Origin of the sequence: Mesorhizobium sp. KR9-304, assembly GCF_040049215.1 — a bacterium.
GTDB lineage: Bacteria > Pseudomonadota > Alphaproteobacteria > Rhizobiales > Rhizobiaceae > Mesorhizobium_K.
This window is the reverse complement of record NZ_JBDZDN010000001.1, coordinates 222924-240355: the sequence shown is the minus strand read 5'-3', so window position 1 is coordinate 240355 and position 17432 is coordinate 222924. Positions and strand designations below refer to the sequence as shown.

The 17432-nt window shown below is 64.6% G+C and carries 15 protein-coding genes; 10 read left to right on the top strand and 5 right to left on the bottom strand.

Annotated features, from left to right (window positions below):
* Nucleotides 1-28: 28 nt before the first annotated feature.
* Nucleotides 29-820 (bottom strand): cyclase family protein, encoded by a 792-nt coding sequence (locus ABLE71_RS01195; protein WP_348781554.1) that lies wholly within the window; start codon nt 818-820, stop codon nt 29-31.
* Nucleotides 821-936: 116 nt separating this feature from the next.
* On the opposite strand from ABLE71_RS01195, the gene ABLE71_RS01190 reads away from it, so the two are divergent.
* The 9 genes from ABLE71_RS01190 to ABLE71_RS01150 all read left to right on the top strand — a co-directional run bounded on the left by ABLE71_RS01190 (nt 937) and on the right by ABLE71_RS01150 (nt 11606).
* Entirely contained in the window at nt 937-2511 is a 1575-nt protein-coding gene (locus tag ABLE71_RS01190; RefSeq protein ID WP_348781553.1) for an NAD(P)/FAD-dependent oxidoreductase, read from the top strand.
* A 108-nt stretch (nt 2512-2619) separates the two neighbouring features.
* The gene (locus tag ABLE71_RS01185; RefSeq protein WP_348781552.1) at nt 2620-4149 is read left to right on the top strand and encodes an ABC transporter substrate-binding protein; all 1530 of its coding nucleotides are present in this window, start codon (nt 2620-2622) and stop codon (nt 4147-4149) included.
* 74 nt (nt 4150-4223) lie between these two features.
* On the top strand, nt 4224-5231 hold the full coding sequence (locus tag ABLE71_RS01180; protein WP_348781551.1) for an ABC transporter permease: 1008 nt from the start codon (nt 4224-4226) through the stop codon (nt 5229-5231).
* Nucleotides 5224-6075 carry an ABC transporter permease gene (locus tag ABLE71_RS01175; RefSeq protein ID WP_348781550.1) on the top strand — a complete coding sequence of 284 codons (852 nt, stop codon included), beginning with the start codon at nt 5224-5226 and terminating at the stop codon, nt 6073-6075. Before ABLE71_RS01180 ends, ABLE71_RS01175 begins: the two co-directional genes overlap by 8 nt.
* The gene (locus tag ABLE71_RS01170) at nt 6072-6950 is read left to right on the top strand and encodes an ABC transporter ATP-binding protein (protein WP_348781549.1); all 879 of its coding nucleotides are present in this window, start codon (nt 6072-6074) and stop codon (nt 6948-6950) included. The genes ABLE71_RS01175 and ABLE71_RS01170 overlap by 4 nt, the downstream gene beginning before the upstream one ends.
* Entirely contained in the window at nt 6943-7758 is an 816-nt protein-coding gene (locus ABLE71_RS01165) for an ATP-binding cassette domain-containing protein (protein ID WP_348781548.1), read from the top strand. Before ABLE71_RS01170 ends, ABLE71_RS01165 begins: the two co-directional genes overlap by 8 nt.
* An 81-nt stretch (nt 7759-7839) precedes the next feature.
* The gene (locus ABLE71_RS01160) at nt 7840-8439 is read left to right on the top strand and encodes a VOC family protein (protein WP_348781547.1); all 600 of its coding nucleotides are present in this window, start codon (nt 7840-7842) and stop codon (nt 8437-8439) included.
* Between the two features lie 62 nt (nt 8440-8501).
* Nucleotides 8502-9467, top strand: coding sequence for a sugar-binding transcriptional regulator (locus tag ABLE71_RS01155; protein ID WP_348781546.1), 966 nt, complete (start codon nt 8502-8504; stop codon nt 9465-9467).
* A gap of 84 nt (nt 9468-9551) precedes the next feature.
* Entirely contained in the window at nt 9552-11606 is a 2055-nt protein-coding gene (locus tag ABLE71_RS01150) for a bifunctional aldolase/short-chain dehydrogenase (protein WP_348781545.1), read from the top strand.
* 9 nt (nt 11607-11615) lie between these two features.
* Here ABLE71_RS01150 and ABLE71_RS01145 read toward each other — a convergent pair whose 3' ends face one another.
* Entirely contained in the window at nt 11616-13016 is a 1401-nt protein-coding gene (locus ABLE71_RS01145; RefSeq protein WP_348781544.1) for an MFS transporter, read from the bottom strand.
* A gap of 69 nt (nt 13017-13085) precedes the next feature.
* On the opposite strand from ABLE71_RS01145, the gene ABLE71_RS01140 reads away from it, so the two are divergent.
* Nucleotides 13086-13523 (top strand): helix-turn-helix domain-containing protein, encoded by a 438-nt coding sequence (locus tag ABLE71_RS01140; RefSeq protein ID WP_348781543.1) that lies wholly within the window; start codon nt 13086-13088, stop codon nt 13521-13523.
* 69 nt (nt 13524-13592) lie between these two features.
* On the opposite strand, the gene ABLE71_RS01135 is transcribed toward ABLE71_RS01140, so the two are convergent.
* The 3 genes from ABLE71_RS01135 to ABLE71_RS01125 all read right to left on the bottom strand — a co-directional run bounded on the left by ABLE71_RS01135 (nt 13593) and on the right by ABLE71_RS01125 (nt 17417).
* Complete coding sequence (locus tag ABLE71_RS01135) at nt 13593-14648, bottom strand: substrate-binding domain-containing protein (RefSeq protein ID WP_348781542.1); 1056 nt, start codon at nt 14646-14648, stop codon at nt 13593-13595.
* 41 nt (nt 14649-14689) lie between these two features.
* A complete protein-coding gene (locus ABLE71_RS01130) occupies nt 14690-15685 on the bottom strand; it encodes an ABC transporter permease (protein ID WP_348781541.1) in 996 nt (331 codons plus the stop codon).
* 223 nt (nt 15686-15908) lie between these two features.
* A complete protein-coding gene (locus tag ABLE71_RS01125; RefSeq protein ID WP_348781540.1) occupies nt 15909-17417 on the bottom strand; it encodes a sugar ABC transporter ATP-binding protein in 1509 nt (502 codons plus the stop codon).
* Nucleotides 17418-17432: the final 15 nt, after the last annotated feature.

Here is a 17432-nt window from a genome sequence, read left to right as displayed (position 1 = left end):
GTAAGCATGGCCTCCGCCTGCCACTCGCCTATTTCTTCGGCACCAGCGCGATCGCGCGGATTGGGCTGCCGGTGCCCTTCTGGATCTTCAGCGGGGCAGCGATCAGGATCGCGCCCTTGGGCGGCAGCCGGTCGAGCTGGCAGAGGCTGGCGAGGCCATACTTGTTGGCCTTGTGCATCAGCGTGTGCGCGGGGAACGGCGGCTCCATTCCTCCCGCCTTGCCGGCATCCGTGCCGATCGTCTCGGAGCCCCACCCCGCCACGTCCTTCTCGATCAGGTACATGATCGCCTCGGCGGTAGGTCCCGGCGTATGCGGGCCGGTTTCGTTGGCGTTGAGGAACTCCGCCTCGGAGCCGTTCTTCTTGTACCAGTCGGTGCGCATCACCACCCATTCGCCTGACATGATCGGGCCGTGCTTGGCTTCCCAGGCCTTTATGTGATCGACGGTGAGCAGGAAATCCGCATCGGCCGCGGCTTCTTTCGAGAAGTCGAGCACGTTGACCGGGCCGACCAGCTTCTGCACCGGCAGCGTGTCCGTCGAGCCGTCGGCATAGTCCTTGCCGGAAATCCAGTGGATCGGTGCGTCGAAATGGGTGCCGGAATGCTCGCCGAGCTTCAGCCAGTTCCATGCCCACCACGGCCCGTTCTTGTCATAGGCGGAGATCGCGTGGATCTCGATCTTGGGGGTGTCGACCGCGAGTTCCGGCGGCAGCTTGATGAGCGGGGTGTCCGGCCCAAGCACGGCGGAGAGGTCGACGACCTCGATGCCTCCGGAGAGAAGCTGGGTGGCGAGTTCGCCGAGAAGTTTCTGCGTGTCCATGTACGGTATCCCCTTGTCGAAAGCGTCCGAGGCTCTTGCCGGCCTGCAATATGCTACTAGACGAAAACATATGCATCTGCAATTATCTTTAAGCCTAAAGGAATGGGATTGGGGGCGTGAGCGATTTCGACGCCATCTTTGTCGGTGCCGGCCACAACAGTCTGGCCGGTGCGGCGCATCTGGCGCTCAAGGGCTGGAAAATCGCGGTTTTCGAGAAGAATCCGGTTATCGGCGGCGCGGTGCAGACGCGCGAGGTTACGCTATCAGGTTTCCGGCACGACCTCGGCGCGATGAATCTGAGCCTCTTCGCGGGCTCGGCCTTTCACAAGAAGTATGCAAATGAATTGAATGCGGCCGGGCTGGAGTTCGCCCCGGTTGCCGATTGTTTCGCTTCGGTCTTCCCCGATGGACGCTGGTTCGGCGTCAGCACCGACATCGAGAAGACCGTTGCGCGGCTGGCCGCGTTCTCTTCGGAGGACGCCGAGACGTGGCGCAACCTAGCCGGCGGCTTCATGGGCGAGGCCGAACATCTGTTCCGCCTCCTCGGCTCGCCGATGAGCGGCCGCGCGCTCGCCGGCACCGGCTGGAACCTCTGGCGCAAGAAGGGTTTTCTGGGCGCGCTGGACACCGCCAAGCTGCTCCTGTCTTCGCCGCGCGCCTGGCTGGACGAAACTTTCGTCTCGCCGCAGGTGAAGGCGACGCTCGCCGCCTGGGGTATGCATCTCGACTTCGCGCCCGACATCGCCGGCGGCGCGGTCTTCCCCTACCTCGAATCCATGGCCAACCAGAGTTTCGGCATGGTGCTGGGCAGAGGCGGCGCCGACACCATGATCTACGCACTGGAGAACATGGTCGCCAATGCGGGTGGACTAATCTTCTCGGGTGCAGAAGTAGTGGAGATCACCACTTCCGGAGACAAGGCGACCGGCGTGCGCCTGTCTAGCGGCGAGACGCATACTGCGACAAAAGCCGTCATCGCTGGCGTCGCGCCGGGTGCGCTGGCGGGAAAACTGCTGCCCGGCGGTTCGGGCAACGCCGGCTTCGATACGGCGATGAAGAAATTCCGCCATGCGCCTGGCACGATGATGATCCATCTGGCGCTGGACAGCCTGCCCGACTGGTCCGCCGGGGCGGAGCTGAAGAGCTTCGCCTATGTCCACGTCGCGCCGTCGCTCGACCAGATGGCAAGGACCTACCAGCAGGCAATCGCCGGCCTACTGCCGGACGAGCCGGTGCTGGTCGTGGGACAGCCGACCGCGATCGATCCGTCGCGCGCGCCTGAAGGCAAGCATGTGCTGTGGGTGCAGGTGCGCGTGCTGCCGGCTGAGGTCAAGGACGATGCGGCGGGCGAGATCGCGCCTGACCATTGGGACGCCATCAAGGAGCGCTACGCCGACCGCGCCATCGCTCTGATCGAGGCGCATGCGCCGGGGTTGGCGGAGAAAATCCTCGGGCGTGTCGTGTTCTCGCCCATCGATCTCGAACGCGAGAACCCGAACCTGGTTGGCGGCGACCAGATCTGTGGCAGCCACAATATCGCGCAGAATTTCCTGTTCAGACCGGCGCGCGGCTTCGCGCGCTGGAATACGCCCGTCCAGAACCTGCATCTCATAGGCGCCGCCACTTGGCCCGGCGCCGGAACGGGTGCAGGCTCCGGATATATGCTCGCTCAACAGCTCGGCGGGAGGTGAAGGCCGCTGATTGGCCGCGCGGGACGGCAAAAAAGTATCGACGACCATAACAGGCAGGGACCGGCTCGGGTCCCGACCACAACGAAGCAACAGAAATGGGGAACGATCATGACAATCAACAGACGACAGATGCTCGGATACAGCGCCTCAGCGCTCGGCCTCGCCGCAATCGGCATGCCGAGGATGGCCTCGGCGCAGGCGAACGAACTCGTCATCGCCTACAACGTCAACCTGCCTTCCTGGGACCCGACCACCGGCCCTTCGGCGGTGAACCCGACCATCCAGGGCATCTATCAGTCGGTGTTCGACCAGTTCATCCTGCAGAAGCCCGACCTGACGCAGGCGCCCGGCCTGCTCACCGAATGGGGATTTTCCGACGACCTCAAGACCGTCCACATGATGGTCCGCGAAGGCGTCACCTGGCATGACGGCTCGCCCTTCACCGCCGAGGACATCGTCTGGTCGCTGGAGCGCGCCGGCAAGGAGGAGACCGGCAATCCCATTCAGTTCGTCTGGAAGAACGTCAACAATTTCAAGATCGACGGCAACAAGATCACCGGCGACGTCGTCGGCTTCGACCCAACCTACTTCAAGTGGATGTCGTTCCTGACCGGCTACGTGCTGCCCAAGGCCTATTACGAGAAGGTCGGCGCCGAAGGTTTCGAGAAGGCTCCGATCGGCACCGGCCCCTACATGGTCGACCGCTTCGAGCAGAACGCCTTCGTCCGGCTCAAGGCCAATCCCAACTACTGGGGCGACAAGCCGGCCTTCGAAAACGTCACTATCAAGTTCGTCACCGACGCGGCGAGCCGGGTGGCGGAAATCGAGTCCGGCTCCTCGCAGGTGACGCTCGAAATCCCCTATGAGGAATACGACCGCTTGATCGCCAAGGGCGGGCTTGCAGGCACCGCCGACACGGTCTCCGACATCGGCATGATATTCTTCAACGACATCGACGTGATGAAGGACAAGAACGTGCGTCAGGCTGCCGTGCTCTCGGTCGACAAGAAGCTGCTCGTGGACCGCCTGCTGCGCGGCTACGGCCTGCCGCTCGACACGCTGGAGACGCCGGAATACGACGCCTTCGATCCCTCCATCAAGGTCGAGTACAATCCGGACAGGGCCGTGGAGCTGCTCAAGGCCTCGGGCTATTCCACCGAGAATCCGGTGAAGTTCACCATCCAGACGACGCGCGGCTTCAAGCCGAAGGATTACGAGATGATCCAGGCGATCGTCGGCATGTGGCGCAAGGTCGGCATCGAGGCCAACATCGAGGTCTACGAGATCGCCAAGCACTACGAGCTGCGTGGCGCCGACCAATTGGCGCCTGCCGCCTTCTACAACTGGGGCAACTCGATCGGCGACCCCACCACCTCGACCGGCTTCGCCATGTACGGGCCCAGCCCGCATTCGGTTTGGGACGGTCAGGACGTGATCGACGCCATCAACCCGCTGTGGGGCGAGCCGGACCAGGCCAAGCGCATCGCCGGCTGGAAGGCCGTCAGCAAGCTCATCGCCGACGAGGCCTATGTGCTGCCGCTGATCCAGTACGCTCAGCCGGTCGTGTATTCGGAGACCGTGAAGGTTGTGCCGCACAAGTCGGGTGCGCTGCTGCCCGCGCTGATGTCGCCGGCTTGATGGCTGCCTGAGTTCGACCGCGCGCCGCGCTTCGATTTGAAGCCGGCGCGCGAGCTTTTGATGGCGTCGCGCAAATGATCCTCCAGCGTTTCCTCGTCCGCCTGCTCACCATGGGCGTCACGCTGCTCGGCGTGTCGGTGGTGGTGTTCGTCATCATCCGCGTGGCGCCGGGAAACCCGATCGCCATGATGCTGCCGCCCGGCGCGACTCAGGCCGACATCGACCGGCTGCGCGCGCTCTACGGCCTCGACCGCTCGATCGTCGAACAGTATTTCATCTGGCTGTCGGGCGTGCTGCAAGGCAATTTCGGCACTTCGATCTCGCTGCGCCAGGACGTGATGAGTCTGGTTCTGAGCCGGCTGCCGGCGACGCTCGAACTCTCCGTCGTGGCGCTTCTCATCGCGCTCGCCATCGGCGGACCGCTCGCCGTCATCGGGGCGCGCGAGCAGGGCACGGCGGTGGAAGCCGGCATCGACGTGGCCAACGGCGCGGCCCTTTCCATACCGGACTTCCTGTGGGGGCTGGCGCTCATCCTTCTGTTTGGCGTGCTTTGGCCGATCTTCGAGATCTCGGGTCGCGTTTCGCCCAGGCTCGAACTGCCCTTCGTGACGCAATTCTATCTCTTTGAGAGCATCCTGCGGCTGCGCTTCGATCTGGCGAAGGACCTGTTCAGCCACATGTTCATGCCGGCGCTGGCGCTGGCCCTGCCGCTCGCGGCAATCGTCTCGCAACTGCTGAAGATCTCGCTCAAGGAGGTGATGACGCTCGACTATGTGACGCTTGCGCGCGTCAAAGGCTTCTCCGAAACAGCGGTGATCCTGCGCGAGGCGCTGAAGAACGCCGCGCTGCCGACGCTGACGTTGGTCGGCGTGCAGTTCACCTTCCTGATCGGCGGCACCGTCATCATCGAGCGGCTGTTTTCCTATGAAGGGCTCGGCAACATGGCGATCGACGCCGTGATCAACCGCGACCTGCCGCTGATCCAGGGCATCGTGCTCGTCTTCGCGCTCATCTTCGTGCTGATCAATCTCGCCGTCGACATGATGTATGCGCTGCTCAATCCGAGGCTCAGGCATGGCTGAGGCGCGCATTCGCCCCCGCCGCCGCTTCGATATCAGGTTGTGGCTTGCGGGCGGCTGGCTGCTGTTGGCGCTTCTGGCGGCGATCTTCGCGCCTGTCATCGCGCCGCAGGACCCGCTGGCGCAGGATTTGATGTTCGAGCGGCTGCCGCCGTTCTGGATGGAGGGCGCGGAACCTGGCTTCTGGCTCGGCACCGACAGCCTCGGCCGCGACCTCCTTTCGCGGCTGATCTACGGCGGGCGCGTCGCCTTCATCGTCGCTTTCGCGGCGGCGTTCGCCGCCTGCCTCGTCGGCTCGACGCTGGGGCTGATATCAGGCTATTTCGGCGGCTGGCCGGACCGCATAATCTCGCGCGTCGTCGATATCTGGATGGCGTTCCCGCCGGTGCTCTTCGCCATCCTTCTGGTCGCGGTGTTCGGCACGGGCCTCGGCTCGGTCATCATCGCCATCGCGGTGATCGACTGGACGCGCTTCTGCCGCGTCATCCGTGCCGAGGCGATGAGCCAGGCGCGCATGGACTATGTGGAGAATGCCAGGATCGCAGGCTTCGGACGCCTGCGCATCATGGTCGCGGAAGTGCTGCCCAACGTGCTGCCGTCGATCGTCGCGCTACTGTCGCTGGAAATGGGCATCGCGGTGATCGTCGAGGCGATCCTTTCTTTCGTCAACCTCTCCATCTCGACCGACGACCCGACCTGGGGCGGCATCATCGCCGAGGGCCGGCTGTCGATCCACCAGGCGTGGTGGGTGCTGGTCTTCCCGCTGGTCGCGCTGTTCCTGACGGTGCTTTCATTCAGCCAGTTCGGCGAGGGGCTGAAGACCCGCTTCGACCCGGTGCTGCGATGACCGCCTGTCTCGACATATCGGGCCTCAGCGCGACGCTCGGCGACGGGCGGCGCATCCTGCGGTCGGTGTCGCTGACGGTCGAGCCCGGGGAGGTGCGCGCGCTGGTCGGCGAAAGCGGCGCAGGCAAGAGCATGATCGGCAAGGCCGTGCTCGGCGTGCTGCCCCCAAGCGTGCGGATCGTCGAAGGCTCGATCCGCCTGGAGGGCCAGGACCTCGGCGCGCTGTCGCCAAGAGATCGCCGCCGCGTCATCGGCGCGAAGACCGCGCTGATTCCGCAGGACCCGCTGACGGCGCTCAATCCCTCGCGCCGCGTCGGCCCGCAGATGACCGACCGGCTGGTCCACATCCTCGGCTGGGCCGGCGACCGTGCTGACAGGCGCGTGCGCCAACTGCTGGACGAGGTTCACATCCGCGAGCCGGACCGGGTGATGCGCGCCTATCCGCACGAACTGTCGGGCGGCATGCGCCAGCGCGTGCTGATCGCCGCGGCCTTCGCCGCCGAGCCGCGCCTGATCGTCGCCGACGAACCCACCACAGCGCTCGACGTGACGGTGCAAAAGCAGATCCTGAGGCTGATCGCGCTGCTCCAGAAGGAGCATGGTACGGCGATCCTCTTCGTCACACACGACCTCGGCGTGGTCGCCAAGATCAGCCAGAAGGTGACGGTGCTCTATGCCGGCAAGGTGGTCGAGGAGGCCGATGCAACGAGGCTCTTCGCCGATCCGCGGCATCCCTATACGCGCGCGCTGATGGCGGCGACGCCGCGCTACACCGATCCATTCGCCTCGCTGCTGCCGGTGGACGAGACCGTGCTCGCCGGGCTTGCCGCTGAGATCGCCGACGCCGACCGTCGCTGGGAGGCCGGCCATGGCTGAACCGCTTTTCAAGGTCGAGGGCCTCAAGGTCGCGCTGCCCGACATGACGCGCAAACCCTTGATCGGGCGTGCGCCGATGGTGGAGATCCTGAAAGGGTTGGACTTCGAACTGCCCCGCCGTTCGGTGACGGGCATTGTCGGCGAATCCGGCTCGGGCAAGTCGACGCTCGGCCGCGCCCTGGTGCGGCTGATCGAGCCCAGCGAAGGCAGTATCCTGTTCGAAGGCCGCGACATCGCGCACCTGCCGGAGCCGGAACTGAGGCCGCTCAGGCGCAATCTGCAGATGATCTTCCAGGACCCGATGTCGTCGCTCAACCCGCGCCGCACGATCGGCGCGATTATCGCAGCGCCGCTCGGGCAGAACGGGCTTGGCGACAATCTCGACGCGCGGGTGGCGGACGCGCTGAAACGCGTCGGCCTGCCCGTAAATTTCGCCAAACGCTATCGCCACGAACTGTCCGGCGGGCAGCGCCAGCGTGTCGGCATCGCCCGGGCGCTGGCGCTGTCGCCCGACTTCGTGCTTGCCGACGAGATCGTGTCGGGTCTCGACGTCTCCACGCAGGCGCAGATCCTCACGCTGCTGGAAAGGCTGGCCGACGATATGGGGCTGACGGTCGCCTTCATCAGCCACGATCTCTCCGTCATCCGGCGGCTCTGCAGACATGTGATCGTGATGAAGAACGGCGAGATCGTCGAGCAGGGTCCGACCGACGCGCTGTTCGCCAATCCGAAGCACGCCTACACGCGCGATCTCATTGCGGCAATCGCGCTGCCGGAGATCGACGCCGACTGGCTGAAGGCAGGATAGCGCAAGCGGATTTTCAACTGCGTCGGCCCGGCGGGCGCCGACGCGGCAAAATGGGAACGGCCCGCTTATGGGAGACGTCACATGAAATACCTTGTCCGCAATACATTACTCGCAGCGACCCTGCTTGCCGGGACCGCAACGGCCTCCGCCGATTCCATTCCCGGCATGCGCGGCCACGACCATACCGGCGTGACCGTCCCCGACATGGCGCAGGCGGTCGACTTCTTCACCAATGTCATCGGTTGCCAGAAGGCGATGTCGTTCGGGCCGTTCGCCGACGACAAGGGCACCTTCATGCAGGACCTGCTCGGCGTTGATCCCAAGGCCGTGATCGAGGAGATCACGCTCATGCGCTGCGGCTTCGGCTCGAATGTCGAGCTGTTCAAATATACAGCGCCCGACCAGAAGGACGCGACGCCGAAGAACAGCGACATCGGCGGCTATCACATCGCCTTCTACGTCGACGATGTCGCCGCGGCCAAGACCTATCTGGAGGGCAAGGGCGTCGCCACCCGCCTGGGACCGCTGCCGGTCAACGAGGGTCCCGCCGCCGGCCAGACCATCATGTATTTCCAGGCGCCATGGGGCCTGCAGTTCGAGGCAATCAGCTATCCTGACGGCATGGCCTACGAGAAGGACGCCGAAACCGTGCTTTGGAGCCCGAAGGATCCCGCGAAATAGGGCTTGGGTCAGGGTCATCTCGGCAAATTGACTTTTGTCAGCCGTCATGACTATTGTCGGGAATGGCAATCCGACCGGCAGACCAGATCGTGCACAAGGCCGCGTGGCTCTACTACGCGCACGGCTTGAGGCAGGATCAGGTCGCGCAGCAGCTTAACATTTCGCGCGCCTCCGTCGCTATGTATCTGCGCAAGGCGCGCGAGACCGGCATCGTCAACATATCGACCTCGACGCAGCTCTTCACCGACGATGTGATGGCGCGCCAGATCGAGGACGCTTTCGGTCTCGACGCCGTCTGGATCGCGCCGCATGGCGACCATGTCGATCCGGCGGCGGAAGTTCCTGTGCTCGCCTCCGGTGTCTTCCTCGAACTGGTCAGGAAGGGCGACAAGATCGGCGTCGCCTGGGGCCAGACCGTCTATGCCATCGCCGATGTGATGTCCTATGCCGACCTGCAGGACGTCACCGTGGTGCAGCTCTGCGGCAATCTCGGCGCGCCTTTCGCCTACCGTCCCGACCAGTGCACCATGGAGATCGCCCGTCGTCTCAACGCCAAGGGCCTCAATTTCTATGCGCCGCTGGTGCTCTCCACAGAGGCGCTGGCTGAGCAGCTGCGCAACGAGCCCGTCATCCGCGAGCAGCTTGCCGGCATTTCCGACTGCGACCTCGCACTCTATTCGATCGGCACGATCGACGCCGACAGCCATGTCGTCAAATGCGGCGCGCTTACGGCAAGCGAAATGGATGCCCTGCGCCAGGAAGGCGCCGCGGGCGTCGTTGCCGGCCAGATCATCGACCGGGACGGCGCTATGCTCGATTGCGGTTACAATCGTCGCTGCATCTCGGCCGACCTGGATTCGCTGCGCGCCATCCCGAAACGTCTGGTCGTGGTGCAGGAACCGAACAAGTTCGAGCCGCTGCTCGCCGGCCTTGCCGGCGGCTTGTGCACGCATCTCGTCACCAACGCGGCAATGGCCACGCGCCTCCTCGACCATGCGAAAGCCTCAGCGCGGGGCAAGGCGTCGTAGGGCAGGGCGCCCGCTGCGGCCGCCCTGTCATCGGGCTGTCGCGGCGCTGCTGTTTCAACCAAGATCGAAAACGGACAAGGCATCATGAAGAACCTGTGGAACGACGGCGAGGCGGAAAAGCTCGTGGAGCAATACGCCGCCAAGGGCATTGGCCGCGATCTCGCGCTACGCGTCTACACGACGCGCCTGCTCGGCGGCGATCCGCGCCTGGTGCTGCATGGCGGCGGCAACACCTCCGTCAAGACCAAGGCCGTCGACCTCGTCGGCGACGAATGGGACGTTCTCTGCGTCAAGGGCAGCGGCTGGGACATGGGCGTCATCGAGCCGCAGGGCCTGCCGGCAGTGAAGCTCGGCGCGCTGCTCAAGGCGCGCAAGCTTCCGAAGCTTTCCGACGAGGACATGGTGGCGCTGCAGCGCGCCAACCTCATCGACCCGTCTTCTCCCAATCCCTCGGTCGAAACGCTGCTGCATGCGTTCCTGCCGCACAAATTCGTCGACCACACCCATTCGACCGCCATCCTCGGCCTCGTCGACCAGGACAACAGCGAGGAGATCTGCGCCAAAGTTTACGGCAAGACGTTCGGCTTCGTGCCCTACATCATGCCAGGCTTCGACCTCGCCAGGGCCGCGGCGGAAGTCTTCGAGCAGGATACCTCCGTCGAGGGCCTGATCCTCGACAAGCATGGCATCTTCACCTTCGGCGACAGCGCGAAGGAGGCCTATGACCGCATGATCGACGCGGTAACCAAGGCGGAGGAGTATATAGCCAAGGGCGCCAAGGCAGCGCCGGCCAAGACCGCGCTGCCCGCCAATGTCGCCACCGCCGCCGACATTGCGCCGATGCTGCGCGGCGCGGTTGCGGTCGACAAGGGCGAGGGGCGTTTCGACCGCATGATCGGCGATTTTCGCGTTTCCGACACGATCCTCGACTTCCTTTCCCGCTCCAAACTCGCCGAACTCGCGGCGCGCGGCGTCTCGACGCCGGACCTCTCCATCCGCATCAAGACCGGCCCGATAGCCCTGCCCGCGCCAGTAACAGGCAAGCTCGGCGACTACAGGTCGGTCGTGAAGGAACATGTTGCGCAGTTCGCGAGGGATTACCGCGCCTATTTCGACACCTACGACGCGCTGGACGACGTCAAGCGCACCATGCTCGACAAGATGCCGCGTCTCAGCCTCGTGCCCGGCGTCGGCATGTTCGGCCACGGCCGCACGCTGAAGGACGCCAAGATCGCGTCCGATGTCGGCGAGATGTGGATCGAGGCCGTGAAGGGCGCCGAGGCGATCGGCGATTTCCGCCCGCTCTCCAAGGCAGATCTCTTCCCGCTCGAATACTGGTCGCTCGAGCAGGCCAAGCTCGCCTCCAACAAGCCGAAGCCGCTGACCGGCCAGGTCATGCTGGTGACCGGCGGCGCCGGCGCGATTGGTGCTGCGACCGCAAAGCTCTTCGCGGACTACGGCGCGCATGTCGTGGTGGTCGATCTCGACGCCGACAAGGCGGCGGAAGCGGCCAGGAAGGCCGGCAACAACTCGATCGGCGTCGGCGCCGACATCACGAACCCGGCTGAGGTCCGCGCCGCGTTCGACAAGACTGTCGCCGTCTATGGCGGCGTCGACATCCTGGTCTCCAACGCCGGTGCCGCATGGGAAGGCAAGATCGGCGAGATTGACGACGCGCTCTTGCGGAAGAGCTTCGAGCTCAACTTTTTCGCCCACCAGTCGGCGGCGCAGAACGCCGTGCGCATCATGAAGGAGCAGGGCACCGGCGGCGCGCTGCTCTTCAACACCTCCAAGCAGGCGGTCAACCCCGGCCCGAAATTCGGCGCCTACGGCCTGCCCAAGGCCGCGACGCTGTTCCTGTCCAGGCAGTACGCACTCGATTACGGCGCCGACGGCATCCGCTCCAACGCCGTCAACGCCGACCGCATCCGCTCGGGCCTGCTCACCGACCAGATGATCGCCAGCCGCTCCGGCGCGCGCGGTCTGTCGGAAAAGGACTACATGTCGGGCAACCTGCTCGGCCAGGAAGTCACCGCGCATGACGTGGCGCAGGCCTTCCTGCACCACGCGCTCGCCGACCGCACCACAGCCGATGTAACCACCGTTGACGGCGGCAACATCGCGGCGGCGCTGCGCTGAGCCGGCCGTTCAGCGTCTCGATCCGGGGCGGCCGATCCTCGCGAGGACGATGGCGATCGGGACCAATCCCGCAGCCGCCAGGAATGTGGTGGTAAAGGCGCTCGCGGCGTCGGCGGCCGCGAGAGTGTCTTCCGCGCCAATTCCAGCGGCGATCGCGAATATGGCGGCCATCGCCGCTGCGCCCGTCATGAACCCCAGGTTTCGCGACAGGCCCAGCAAGGCCGACATCGTGCCGCGCCGCTCTTCCGGCGCATCCACCATCACGGCGGTGTTGTTCGCGGCAAGGAAAAGCTGGAAGCCCGGCGTCAGGAAAGCCAGCGCGGCGATGTAACCCGCAACGCCGAACAAGCGGGGCAGCGTAGCCAGCATGAGTAAACCGGCTAGGATCACGAACAGGCCGACCATCAGCGTACGATAAACTCCGAACCTGTCGGTGGCGCGGCCCGCCGGTACGCCCGAAACGGCCGAGATCACGGGACCCACCGCCATGACCATTCCGGTCTTGGCGACGCCGAGCCCGAGCGCAATGGACAGGAAGAACGGCCCCACCACCAGCGTCGCCATCATCACCGTGGCGACCAGCACGTTCATAGCGAGCGCGGTCGCGGTCGCGCGGGCCAGCAACATGCGCAGGGGCAGCAGCGGCGCCCTAGACCTGTGCTCGACGACGACGAACGCGATGAGCGTTGCGATCGCCAGTGGCGCCATGAGGCTGGAGTTCGTCCCGGCCATCGCTGCTGCGTAGCCCAGCAGCGCGGCTGCGAGCAGTCCCGCGCCGGGCCAATCGAGACGGTTCATACCGCCGCGCGCGAGGTTCGGCGAAGCGGGGACCGTGAAGGATGCGAAGGCGCTCAGAAGCGCGGCGACGCCCGCCAGCAGGATGAAGATCGAGCGCCAACCGAAGCCTGCGATCAGCATGCCGCCAGCTGACGGACCAAGCGCTGTACCGATCGCCGACATGGTGCCGAGCATTCCCATGGCGCTTCCCATTCGGTCTCTGGCGACGACCTGCCGTCCAATCGCGATCGGCAGCGCCATGAGGATCGCGCCCCCTGCGCCCTGCAGCGTGCGCCCTGCAATCAGCACGGAAAGTGTTAGAGCAAGCGCGCATAGCGTGGAGGCTGCGGCGAAGACCACGAAGCCCGCGATCAGCACGCGTCGTGCAGAAAATAGATCGCCGAACCAGCCTGCCGGCACGATTGCCGCCGTGACGGTCGTCAGATAGGCGAGCACCACCCACCTTATGTCCGGGATGGATGCCGAGAATGCCTGGGCAAGCGTCGGCAGCGCCACCGAGGCGATGCCGGTGCCGAGGGAAGCAAGCAACGTCGCTGCCGCAAGGGTGGTGAGTACGGGCCATGTTGGCCTCGACTTTTCTGCTTCGAGTTCGTCTGTCGCGATGATCGTCATGGCCACACCTCTTGTCGTTGTTGATGGTGGCTGCTACGTTTGCCACTTCAAGCCAACTTGAGGTCAAGTGTGATTCTTCTCGACATCGGCGTGCTCGCCGAAAAGAGCGGCGTACCCGCATCGACTCTCCGCTACTACGAGGAGATCGGCCTGATCGAGTCGCTCGGGCGGCGCGGGCTTCGGCGCCAGTTCGGCCCGGGGGCATTGACGCAACTCGCCTTGATTTCGCTCGGCAAGACTGCCGGCTTCTCGCTCGAGGAAATCAAGGACGCCTTCGGCAAGCGCGGTGTAACCAGCCTGCCGCGCCAGGCGCTTCACAAGCGCGCCGACGACATCGACGCCCAGATACGCAAACTGACCACTTTGAGGAACGTGTTAAGACATGTCGCCGAATGCTCGGCGCCTTCGCATATGGAATGCCCTAAATTCCAGGCTCTGCTGCGATTGGCACCCCATTCGCAGGCACCTGTCACAGCCCGGCCGGAGGTCAAAACAAGGCGGAGATAGCGAACATGGGAGAAAAACAGAAAAGGGCGCCCTAAGAGCGCCCTCTCTCTTCCAGCTTTGCCGCTGAAATTACTTCGCGTTCGGGTTCGGCATCCAGGCCGGCATCGCGACATCGGCATGCGCGAACTGCGGCAGCTTGGCCGACAGCTCTTCCATGTTCTTGATGTCGTTGTCGATCAGGTCCTTCTGGGTGATCAGCGTCGGCGGCACGATGACGCTCTTGCCCGGGTCCTCGCCGGCCAGAAGCTGCGCCAGCGCGCGCACCGACACCTGGCCGACGACGGCCGGGTTGGTCGCCGCGGTCGCCGCCCAGGCGCTGTCGGGCTCGCGCATTGCCGCGATGTCGGAGGTCGAGATGTCGGCCGAATAGATCTTGATATCCTTGGACAGGCCGGCCTCGTCGACCGCGATCTTCACACCCTTGGCGAATTCGTCATAGGGCGCGAACATCACCTTGATATCAGGGTTCGCGGTCAGCACGGAGCGCGCCTGGTTGGCGACCGAGTTGGCGATCGGGTTGTCGAGCGTGCCGAACATCGCCGCTTCGTTGATGCCGGGATACTTTTTCTTGAATTCGACCCAGGTTTCGTTGCGGCGGTCGAGCGGCGCGATGCCGGCGACATAGACATAGCCGGCCTTCCAGCTCTCGCCATTGTCCTTGATCGCCTGCTCGAGCGCCAGGCGCGCGAGGTCGCGGTCGGACTGCTCGATCTGCGGGATCTTGTCGTTCTCGACATTGACGTCGAAGGCCACGACCTTGATGCCGGCGTCGACCGCGCGCTGCGCGGCTTCCTTCATCGATTCCGTCAGGCCGTGCTGGATGATGATGCCCTGCACGCCGAGCGCGATCGCCTGGTCGACCATGTCGGCCTGGAGAGCAGCGTCCTGGCGGCTGTCGAGCACGCGCAGGTCGACGCCGAGCGCCTTGGCCTGCGATTCGACGCCCGACAGATAGGCCTGGAAGAAATCGCCGGTCGACAGATAGCGCACCAGCGCGATCTTGACGGCGCCGGGGTTGTCGAATGGCGCCGGCTTGTCCTGCGCCATGACAGGCATCTGCGTCATAAAGGTTGCGGCAGCGAGACCGATCGCCACCTTGCCGAGAGTTCTACGCGTAAACTTCATTTTTCTTCCTCCACTCATTTGCAGTTTAGTCGGTTGGTAATCTAGCTCCTGCCCCTGTTGGAAAGGGCGAAGGTGAAGACCAGAGCCACGACCAGCACGACGCCCTTCACGAAATCCTGCGTGTAATAAGGTGCGTTCATCATGGTCAGGCCCTGCAGCAGCACGCCGACGAACAGCGCGCCGATTGCGGTGCCGAATGCATTCGGCTTTGCCGCACCCAGCACCGCGAAGCCGATGAGGGCCGCGGCGACTGAATCCAGCAACAGATTATTACCGGACGCGATGTCGCCGCGTCCAAGCCTGGCGGCAAGCAGAATGCCGCCGATCGAGGCAAAAACTCCGGAGATTACATAGGCCCAGATTTTATATGCCTTGACAGGCGCACCCGCGAGTTCGGCGGCCTTCGGGTTGCTGCCCACGGCATACATCATGCGGCCGAAGCGTGTGTATTCGAGGAAGAACCAGATCAGCACCGCGAGGATAAGCAGCACCACGACCGACACCGGGATCAGGTTGGGGATGAAGAAGTCGAAGCGGTGCCGTCCGAGCGCCAGGAAGCCAGGGCTGAACGTGCCGTTTGCCACCGAACCGTCGGGCATGGTCATGCCGGTGGCGATCGAGCGGCCCTCGGTCGGGATGCGCTGCAGGCCGACCAGCAGGAACATCATGCCGAGTGTCGCGAGCAGGTCGGGCACGCGCATGTAGACGATGAGAAAACCGTTGATCAGCCCGACCACGACGCCGATGACGAGGCAGATCGCCACCGCGACAATAGCGTTCTGTTCCAGCACCACCATGGCGTAGGCGGCTGCCATCATCGCCGTCGTCGCCACCGAGCCGATCGACAGGTCGAAACCGCCGACCACGAGCGTCGCCGTCACGCCGAGCGCCAGCACGCCGGTGATCGCCACCGACTGGAAGATGAACACGGCAGCCTGCGGCGAGGCGAAACCGTCCGTCGCCAGCGTGAAGAAGACGATCAGTCCCAGAAGCAGGGCGATGAAGCCGTATTTTATGGCGAAGTCGCGAAGGGTCATGAAGAAGCCTGAGGATTTCCGGCGCCACGTCTGCGCCTGGGAGTACCCCCCTCTGTCCTGCCGGACATCTCCCCCTCAAGGGGGGAGATGGGCAGCTTCAGCGATGCCGCTTTCCTCAACAGGTTGGCGATTGGCAAAAGTCCACGTGAAGGTGAATCTCCCCCCTTGAGGGGGAGATGGCCGGTAGGCCAGAGGGGGGTGCTTGCGCGGACGAATGCCGACATCATGCCGCACCCTTTAGATGCTGGCCGGCGATCTCGGCGAGCAGCCTGTCGATGTCGACCTCGGCATTGCGGTGCTCGCCGACGATCGTGTGCTCCGACATGACGAGGATGCGGTCGGCCGTCTCCAGCGCCTCGTCGAGCTCGGTGACGAAGATCAGCGTCGCGCGGCCGGCCGCGCTCGCGCGCAGCTTCGCCGCTATGTCGCGCCGCGCCGCGATGTCGACGCCCTGGAACGGCTCGTCGAGGATGAAGAGATTCGCAGGCTGCGACATCCAGCGCGCCACCATCGTTTTCTGCTGGTTGCCGCCCGACAGCGTAGCCATCTCGTCCTTCTCGGAGCGGCAGACGATGCCGAGATCAGCGATTGCCGCGCGCGCGACGGCTCTTTCGGCGCGCCGCCTTGAAATGCCGAAGCGCGAGATGCGGTCGAGGAAGGGCAGGCTCATATTCTCGTAGAGATTGAAGTCCTTGACGATGCCGTTCTCGGCGCGGTCCTTGGCGACGAGAAATACGCCCGCCGCAATGGCGTCCGCCGTCGAGCGAGGGGCGAATGGCGTTCCGCGAAGGTTCATCGTGCCGGCGACCGGCTGTCTGAGGCCGAACAGCGTCTCGGCGAACGCCGTCTTGCCGACGCCGACGAGACCGGTGATCGCGACGATCTCGCCGTCGCCGAGCTTCAGTGAGAACGGCCGCGCGTGTTCGGCGAGTGACAGCTTCTCGACCGAAAACACAGTCTTGTCGGCATCCTTTACGGCGACCTGGGCGAGGTTGATCTTCTGGCCAAGCATCGCATTGACCGCGCCTTCATAGTCGAGCGGCTTGGTGTCGAACAGGCCGGTGATGCGGCCGTCGCGCAGGCTGACGATACGGTCGGCGAGCCGCCTGATATCCGACATGCGGTGCGAGATATAGAGGATCGCGACGCCGCGCTCGCGCAGCCTGTCGACCACAGCGAAAAGCCGGTTGGCTTCTGCGCTCGACAGCGACGAGGTAGGCTCGTCGAGGATCAGCACCTTGGGTTCGTGCGCCATGGCGCGCGCGATCGCCACCATCTGCCGGTCGGCGAGCGACAGGTCGCTGATTTGGGCATCGAGATCGACGTCGAGACCCATGCGGGAGGCGACTTCGCGCGCCTGCCTGCGCATGCTCAGCGGGTTCAAAAGGAGCTTTGCGCCGGCGCCGTTCAGCCGGTCCAGCGTCAAATTGGTCGCAACGTCGAGCGCGATGACCACGCCGTCATTGATGTTCTGGTGCACGGTGACGACGCCGGCGCGGATCGCCTCGGCGGGGGTGGCCGGCGCGAAGTCGTTGCCATCAAGCGTGATTGCGCCGCCGTCGCGGGCATAGACGCCGCTGACGATGCGCACGAGGGTGGATTTGCCGGCGCCGTTGGCGCCCATCAGCACGGTCACCTCGCCGGCGTGCAGTTCCAGGCTGACGCCGCCAAGCACCTGTGTCGGACCGAAGGATTTCCTCAGGTCCGCTATGCGGAACACGGCATCTGCCATTCTTCCTCCCAGAAC